Genomic DNA, 7,525 nt, shown 5'->3' with positions numbered 1-7,525 from the left:
TGGTTGACCCCAGCTACGACGCGGTTTGGTTACAGATCGATATTCGCCCCACTCTCGCGGCTTTTCTTGGGACTGTCCTTGTTATTCCCATTGGAGGATTCCTGATTGTGGTAACGGCAATGGCCCTGCTACTGGCAGGCTAATAGTTCGACCCGCCAGTTCTGCACTTAAGGAGTTTCTAGTTGCGGCAAGAGCGAACCGTGTGCATCATCACCTTGACACGGTGAAAACACGCCTAGTTTGAGTGAGAAACACCTGGTATTATGACTAGTTGGTTCGCCCTGGTCGGGGCGTTCCAACGCTGAGCTGTTCGCAGTCGAGTGTCCCCCACTTTTGTCCAAGGCTCAGCAACCCCTCACCGACCTTGTAATCGAAAAAGAGAGTGTAAAACTGTGGCAAATATTAAGTCCCAGATTAAGCGCAACAAGACCAACGAGAAGCGTCGTCTACGCAACAAGGCCGTTAAGTCGGAGTTGAAGACGTACGTACGCCGCACTCGTGAAGCGATTGCTGCCGGTGACCGCGATAAGGCTAACGAGGCACTGCAGGCTGCATGCCGCAAGCTTGACAAGGCAGTCAGCAAGGGTGTTATTCACCGCAACCAGGCTGCTAATCGTAAGTCCAAGCTCGCTAAAGCTGTAGCGAAGATGGACTAGCGGATCGACCAAAAGATGGAGGCTACGGCCTCCATTTTTTATATCTAGATCAGGGTTTCATCCAAAAGGGTCCGGCAGAGCTACTAGGGTTCTTGGCAAGGATTGACCGAAAATGTTGTTTCCTGCCAGGAATGCGAGCAAGAGGAGAACTACTTCCCTGCTACCGTTAGGACGAGTTTTTCAAGGGCATATTCTGGGTCATCTGATTCGCCTTTAACGGCGGCATCCGCACTTGCAACAGCCATGACCGCTCGGCGAAGTCGCGCCTCGTTCCAGCCGCGAGCATCCCGGCGCACACGGTCGATCTGCCAGCTCTGCATCCCCAGCTTGGAAGCCGGCAACGGCGGGCGAATAGAAACTTTTGCGATCTGCCTAACTTTAAGTGCAATACCTCCAACCAAAGCGGGAGCGCTTGCACCTGTGGCCAAAGCATGACGCAAGAGCGTTAGGGCCTCACCAGCCCGGCCCGAAACGGCTGCGTCAGCAACCGCAAACGCAGTTGCCTCCACCCTGCCCGACTGATACCGGTGCACATGCTGGCTGGTGATAGTTCCCTCAACGTCACCAAGCAACTGCGAAGTCATAGCCGCAAGCTCGGCCAAATCTGACCCCAAAGCGTCCACTAGGGCCTGCACAGCTTCGGCTTCGATGCGGCGCCCTGCCCGGCGGACCTCCTCGCGCACAAAATCCATTTTGTCGCCCGGACGCTTCACCTCATTAGCCACAAACGTTGCCACATTCAGTTTTTGCGCGGCGGTGAGCACCTTGCGTCCCGCGTTTCCTCCGTTGTGACGTAGCACCAAAGTCACGTCCGGCTCGGGATGTTCCATGTACTTTGCGAGGTCATCGAACAGGGCAGGTGATCCGGCTTCTAACTCGGGGATGTACACAAAGCGAGCCTCGCCGAACAGGCTTGGCGACGTGTGAATAGCCAATTGGCCCGATTCGTAAGAACCTGCCTCTAGACGGATCATCTCTACAGCAGGATCCGCTTTACGCGCCAGATCACGAAGCTTCGAAACTGCGCGTTCAGCAAGAAGTGGCTCCTTGGACTGGATAAGCACCACGGGAGCCAGAGCTGCCTCAAACCACTGTTTGGGGGCCTTACGATTTTGCGCCATACGTACAGAGTGCCACAGGGGACGGACAATTTTCATCCGCCTGCCCCGCTCCGGTTTCGCCGCCACGCATAGACCTCTAGTCTAGAAATGAAGAAAGGGGTAGCAATGGCAGATATTCCAACATTGGAACTACTTGACGGCGGCCGTATTCCCGCGATGGGACTGGGCACTTCAAAACACAAGGGCGTGGAGGGCGCGGCGCTTTTTGCTCGCGCGATTGAAGACGGCTACCGGCTGATTGACACGGCCGCGCAGTACGGCAACGAGCTTAGCGTGGGTCAGGGTGTTAAAGACTCGCGGGTAGAACGCGAACAACTTTTTATTACCACGAAGATCGCGGGCGGAGATCAAGGAACGGGTGCAACCACGCACGGTTTGGAAGGATCACTGCGAAGGCTTTGCGTTGATTACGTTGATCTGACGCTGATTCATTGGCCAAACCCTTCGCGCGGCCTCTATTTGCAGACGTGGGAAGAGCTCATCAAGCTACGTGAGCGGGGCCTGACTAAGCACATTGGAGTTTCGAACTTCTTGCCCCACCAGATTGAAGAACTAGAGGCGCAAACGGGCGTGCTTCCCGTGTTAAACCAGATTCAGCTCAGCCCGATCATTGCGCGCAAGGACCTGCGCAGTTTCCACGCCAGTAAAGCAATAGTGACTGAGGCGTGGCGCCCCCTCGGACCGGTGGAGAACCTGCTGGGACAGGTGCTCGTTGAAAATATTGCGAGTGAGGTCGGAAAGTCGCCGGCACAGGTGGTGCTGCGCTGGGCGGTGCAAAGCGGGATTCTTCCCATCCCGGTTTCTTCAAAACCACAACGTAATGCCGAGAACTTGCAGGTGTTCGATTTTGAACTCAGTGATGATCACATGCGGGCTTTGGATCTCCTGGATACGTCAGACCGGTTTGTGTGGGATCCGATGAGCCACGAGGAGTGGTAAAAGTCTCCACCCGATGTAGGTGACTGTAATAAGTAGCATCACCAAAACTGTAGCGATTGCTCCCGGGCCGATGATTTGTGCGCCCGGGAGCTTTGCAAACCAGGTGGTGATCGCAATGATCCCTTGCGCAAACAACGCGGCGAGCAAAGCTACTTGGCTGGCTTTTCCGATTTGTGCGAGGACAGCGGTTGCCAGCGAAAGTAGGGTTGTGGGCGCAACTAGAGGTGCCAGTGCAACATTTGTAAATACTGCGTAGAGTGCAACGCTTCCGTTTAAACATAGGAGTGCAGGGCTGGTGGCTATCGTGGCCGCGAGCGGAACGGAGGCGGTATTCCACAGCTTTTGAGCCAAGCGACGCAATTTGGGCCAGCCTGGTGGAGGGTTTCTTTGCCTTCCTGTCGTGGCGATGAGCACGCCGGCCGTGGAGAGGGTGGACAGTAGAAACCCTACGGAGAGGGCGAGCCACGGGTTCCAGATGATCCAAGCTAAGACCACGAGTGCGAGGGAGTTGAAAGGCTGGCCGCGTCGTCCTAAAACGCCGCTCCAAGTTGGGATTGCGGCCATTGAAACGGCTCGGATTATGGAGGGGGTGGGCCCAACTATCGCAACCAGGCCGGCCACGATCGTGCTGACCAACGCTATTTTGGTGGTCCCTCTGCCCGGCAGTAGCACATTGATTGTGCCTATCAGGATAGCCAGGTGAAGTCCCGAGATGGCGGTTAGGTGGCTGGTTCCTGTTGTGACCATGGCGTCGCGTGCCTGTGGCGGTAAATCGGAATAGTCACCAATGCTCATTCCTGCAATGAGGCCGCGAGACTCAGGCGGGAGGGGCGCGAGGGCGGAGTGGAGGTTTTTACGAAATGCCACGCGCCAGCCGGTGGCCTCGCAAGTTTCGATATTGGCTGGTTTGAATACGCCAAGCATGGGCGGGGTAAGACCGGCCTGCAGACGGCCTGAGAGTATAACCTGATCCCCCGCGCGTGCCTCGATCCGACTGCCGGCAACAAGGATCTTGCCGCCTGGAACCGCGAGGTGGGTGATCCAGCGACCTTGTGTGGCCTCACGGCTGGGGCGTTCAACGGATGCGGTAATGACACACCTGGTTTTGCATGCTTCTTTCATGTCGTGACGTGCAAACATGTGCGCGTGGGTGGCAGCAGAAATAACCGAAATAGCAAGGACAAGGCAGAGCAGTGCCGTTGCGGATACGAACGAGCCCGGGTCTTGGCGAGCGTGCGCCGCGCGCCGCGTCTTCTGCACGATTCCAAGCAGCACGAGAACAGACGTGAACGCCAACGATACGAGGAGCACGCCAAGCGTGCTGCCTGAAGAGTTCGCTACCTGCAGAACAAGCGCGGTGGACAGCCATGCCAGTATCGCGGCCGGCACTAGACGCAGGTCGAGTGGCGCGCGATCTAACTGCTCGTTGGGCACATTTTGAGCTACTGACACAGCTGGTCCTTGAACCCCGCGAACGTTTTTGGACCTATCCCAGAAACCGCGCGGACATCTTCGGGTTTAGTGATGCCGTTTTCGGTGCGATAAGCGATGATGCGTTCGGCGAGCGCGGCGCCAACTCCAGGTAAGCGTTGGAGGGCCTGACTATCTGCCACCGCCAGATTGATACACCCACCCGCGCCCGCCCCAGCATTTGTGGAACCCCCTGCCCCAGCCGTGCCCGCGCTTGGTACGCCCAAGCCGCCGGCTGCGCCACCCTTTTCTAGTTCTTCATTTGTGAGGACGTGAATATGCTGCCCATCCGCCACGACCTGCGCGAGGTTTACCGAGGCCAACGCGGCATCCGCGGTCATTCCTCCAGCAGCCTGAACGGCGTCCGCTCCACGAGCGCCGACGCGCAGCTGAACCACCGAAGGCTTATTGACCGCTCCGGTGACCTGCACGAAAATTGCGCCACCGTTACTGGGGTAAGGTTCCGATTCAGCCTCGCTTGGTTGCAGGGCGCGCGGGTCCTCCCCCTCAGCTTTTATACGTTCACGTAGCTGGGAAGTTCCATCCTCTAAAATCGCATCAGTCGCGGGTGCCGCAATGCCCAGCCGAAAGAGTGAGAACGATGCAACTGCAACGAGTGCCACGGCGAGAGCCACCATGGCAAAAGGAGAGGGCAAAAGTCTAAGAATAGGCGGATTCGACTTTTTGGCGCTTCTACTAACCGCGTTATCAAAAGCGCGCTGCCTTAACCGGGCCGGCGAGATTGCATGCTTCATGACGCCAGTGTGCCGCTAAGAAAGCCTTACCATTCTGGTCTCTAGCGCGGGCGTGGATAACCTCCGGCGCGTTAGGCTTGTGGATAGGAAAGGAACGCTATGAAAATCGGTTTTATTGGCGCCGGCAATATGGCGAGCGCGATTGTGCGTGGCGTGGTAGCTGCGGGTTTGGATGCAGATGAAATCTACTTGACGGACAAATCAGGAAAGTCTGCTCCTGCACTTGCAACCGAGGTTGGTGCCCACGCACTGGCCGACAACCGCGAGCTAGCCCAAACGGCAGACGTAATCGTGCTAGGTGTGAAACCACACGCGGTTGAAGATGTGCTCAAAGAAATCACGCCAGAAATCAGCGACGGCAGCAAACTCGTTATCTCGCTTGCGGCAGGCAAGAGCCTGACATCACTGCAGCAGGCAACCGAAACCAATGTGCCTATTGTGCGCGTCATGCCTAACGTAAACGCGGCCATCGGCGAGTCCATGACCGGTATCGCGCGCGGCGCGGCCGCCTCTTCAAAACACGTGGAGATGGCCAAGAAGATAATGGTGCCCGTGGGCCGCTGCCTCGTGATAGATGAGGGGCACTTCCCTATTTTTTCTGCTCTCGCCGGGTGTTCCCCCGCGTGGATGTATCAAATCGTGGACGACTTTGCCCGCGCAGGCGTTAACCACGGCCTTACAAAACACCAGGCAGTTGCAATCGTTGCCCAATCAATGCTGGGATCGGCACAAATGATTCTTGACGAGGCCGCCACTGACGGTGCAACTCCGGCAAACTTGATAGACCGGGTGACGTCCCCGGGTGGTACCACGATTGCCGGTTTACTGGCCGCGCAGCAAAGCGGACTGTCCGCCGTATTGGGCCTTGCGGTGGACGCGGCTGTGGCCCGAGATGGTGAGCTCGGCTAAGTTTCCGCCTCCCCTTCCCCAAATCGTGTACGATTTTGCCTAACGGTACCGATTCCGCGTGCACGCGCGCCGGCACCTGGCAGCAATACAGACTCAAGGAGGCGTCATGCTGGACCAGAAAATCCGCCAATCTATCGCTAAAGAGCTTGTTAAAGCCAAAGAAACACGCACCCCGATCCCCCGGCTCACCGCTCGCTACCCACAGATGACCGTAGAGGACTCCTACGCTATTCAACGCCTGTGGAGATCAGAGAAAGAGGCGGCCGGATGCGTGCTAAAGGGCCGCAAAATCGGACTCACATCTAAAGCAATGCAGGACGCAACCGGCATTGACGAACCCGACTACGGCCTCATTTTTGACGATATGATCTTCGAAACCGGATCCGTATTTGTGTGGGACGAGTACACGCATCCGCGTATCGAAGTTGAGCTTGCATTCGTCCTCGGCAAGGACATTAAGGGCCCGGGCGCCACAATTTTTGACGTTCTAGACGCCACCGAGTGGGTGCTGCCAGCCCTCGAGATTCTCGATTCGCGCATCGAAATGAAGGGGCGCACAATCGTAGACACAATCGCTGACAACGCGGCTATGGGGGCGATGGTTATCGGAGGACGTCCCGTGCGCGTTGACGAAGTGGACCTGCGCTGGGTCAGTGCCGTGCTGTACCGCAACCAGGAAATCGAAGAGACGGGCGTGGCCGCCGGAGTGTTGAACCACCCGGCCGCAGGCGTACACTGGCTGGCAAACAAAATCGCCCCGCACAAGGGATACCTGGGCGCAGGCGAAATCATCCTCGCCGGGTCATTCACTAGGCCCATGTGGGTTTACAAGGGTGACTCGGTGCTCGCAGACTACGGACCGCTAGGGACAATCACATGCCAATTCAACTAGACCCACCTCGCACCCTCATTCAGCATATTGACGAGGCCGGTCGCGCCCTCATCGGTATTTGGGCGTGCGCCACTTCGCCTATTACCGCAGAAATCTGTGCCTCCTGCGGGCTTGACTACGTGCTCATCGACGCCGAGCACTCCCCCAACGATCTGACCAGCCTCCTGCACCAACTACACGCGACTGCCGCGTACTCGGCATCCACTATCGTGCGTGTACCAATCAATGACGAGCGTTTGATCAAGCAGTACCTCGATCTTGGCGTGCGCAACCTGTTGGTCCCCATGATCGACAGTGCGAAAGAGGCCGAGCTTGCCGCAGCCCGCGTTAACTATCCTGACAAGGGCGTGCGCGGTGTTGGATCCGCCCTCGCACGTGCGTCTATGTGGAACCGGATCCCAAACTATCTGGAGCGTGCACGAGAAACGATTACGCTAATCTGCCAGATCGAATCTGCCAAGGCTGTGGAGGACGTGGAGAACATCCTCGCCGTTGATGGCGTAGACGCCATTTTTGTCGGCCCTGCAGACCTAGCAGCTGACTTAGGAATCATCGGACAGGCCGGCGACGAGGCAGTCAAGTCCCGCGTCATCCACTGCATTAAGGCCGCGAAAGCCGCGGGCAAGCCGGTTGGCACCAACGCTTTTGACCCGGCTATTGCTCGCGAATACATCGATGCGGGTGCAGACTTCGTCCTCGTGGGAGCAGATGTCACTATCCTCGCACGCGGTAGCGAGGCTCTAGCTGAGAAGTTCCTCGAAACTAGTAACTAGATTGGCCGCG

Annotated in this window: 8 protein-coding genes; 5 read left to right on the top strand and 3 right to left on the bottom strand. The window is 57.3% G+C overall.

Features of this window, described 5'->3' with window-relative positions; genetic code table 11:
* Positions 1–392 precede the first annotated feature (392 nt).
* Positions 393–656 (top strand): 30S ribosomal protein S20, encoded by a 264-nt coding sequence (gene rpsT / locus HMPREF2891_RS04825; RefSeq protein WP_034508104.1) that lies wholly within the window; start codon positions 393–395, stop codon positions 654–656.
* Positions 657–805: 149 nt separating this feature from the next.
* On the opposite strand, the gene holA is transcribed toward rpsT, so the two are convergent.
* Positions 806–1,843 (bottom strand): DNA polymerase III subunit delta, encoded by a 1,038-nt coding sequence (gene holA / locus HMPREF2891_RS04820; protein WP_261666839.1) that lies wholly within the window; start codon positions 1,841–1,843, stop codon positions 806–808.
* Between the two features lie 39 nt (positions 1,844–1,882).
* On the opposite strand from holA, the gene HMPREF2891_RS04815 reads away from it, so the two are divergent.
* Positions 1,883–2,716 (top strand): aldo/keto reductase, encoded by an 834-nt coding sequence (locus HMPREF2891_RS04815; protein WP_070664058.1) that lies wholly within the window; start codon positions 1,883–1,885, stop codon positions 2,714–2,716.
* On the opposite strand, the gene HMPREF2891_RS04810 is transcribed toward HMPREF2891_RS04815, so the two are convergent.
* Positions 2,672–4,168 (bottom strand): ComEC/Rec2 family competence protein, encoded by a 1,497-nt coding sequence (locus HMPREF2891_RS04810; RefSeq protein WP_146002480.1) that lies wholly within the window; start codon positions 4,166–4,168, stop codon positions 2,672–2,674. The genes HMPREF2891_RS04815 and HMPREF2891_RS04810 overlap by 45 nt on opposite strands.
* Entirely contained in the window at positions 4,159–4,842 is a 684-nt protein-coding gene (locus HMPREF2891_RS04805; protein WP_222566263.1) for a ComEA family DNA-binding protein, read from the bottom strand. The genes HMPREF2891_RS04810 and HMPREF2891_RS04805 overlap by 10 nt, the downstream gene beginning before the upstream one ends.
* Positions 4,843–5,040: 198 nt before the next feature.
* On the opposite strand from HMPREF2891_RS04805, the gene proC reads away from it, so the two are divergent.
* The 3 genes from proC to HMPREF2891_RS04790 all read left to right on the top strand — a co-directional run bounded on the left by proC (position 5,041) and on the right by HMPREF2891_RS04790 (position 7,515).
* Complete coding sequence (gene proC, locus HMPREF2891_RS04800; protein ID WP_070664055.1) at positions 5,041–5,850, top strand: pyrroline-5-carboxylate reductase; 810 nt, start codon at positions 5,041–5,043, stop codon at positions 5,848–5,850.
* Between the two features lie 106 nt (positions 5,851–5,956).
* Positions 5,957–6,742 carry a 2-oxo-hept-4-ene-1,7-dioate hydratase gene (gene hpaH, locus HMPREF2891_RS04795; protein ID WP_070664054.1) on the top strand — a complete coding sequence of 262 codons (786 nt, stop codon included), beginning with the start codon at positions 5,957–5,959 and terminating at the stop codon, positions 6,740–6,742.
* The gene (locus HMPREF2891_RS04790; protein WP_070664053.1) at positions 6,727–7,515 is read left to right on the top strand and encodes an HpcH/HpaI aldolase family protein; all 789 of its coding nucleotides are present in this window, start codon (positions 6,727–6,729) and stop codon (positions 7,513–7,515) included. The genes hpaH and HMPREF2891_RS04790 overlap by 16 nt, the downstream gene beginning before the upstream one ends.
* Positions 7,516–7,525: the final 10 nt, after the last annotated feature.

It is taken from the genome of Actinomyces sp. HMSC065F11 (genome assembly GCF_001813085.1).
GTDB classification, from domain to species: Bacteria; Actinomycetota; Actinomycetes; order Actinomycetales; family Actinomycetaceae; genus Gleimia; species Gleimia europaea.
This window is presented reverse-complemented; position numbering and strand designations above follow the sequence as displayed.

Excerpts from the sequence above, each read along its gene's own strand:
- HMPREF2891_RS04815 (WP_070664058.1), top strand. The coding sequence starts at position 1,883 with ATGGCAGATATTCCAACATTGGAACTACTTGACGGCGGCCGTATTCCC.
- proC (WP_070664055.1), top strand. The coding sequence starts at position 5,041 with ATGAAAATCGGTTTTATTGGCGCCGGCAATATGGCGAGCGCGATTGTG.
- hpaH (WP_070664054.1), top strand. The coding sequence starts at position 5,957 with ATGCTGGACCAGAAAATCCGCCAATCTATCGCTAAAGAGCTTGTTAAA.
- HMPREF2891_RS04790 (WP_070664053.1), top strand. The coding sequence starts at position 6,727 with ATGCCAATTCAACTAGACCCACCTCGCACCCTCATTCAGCATATTGAC.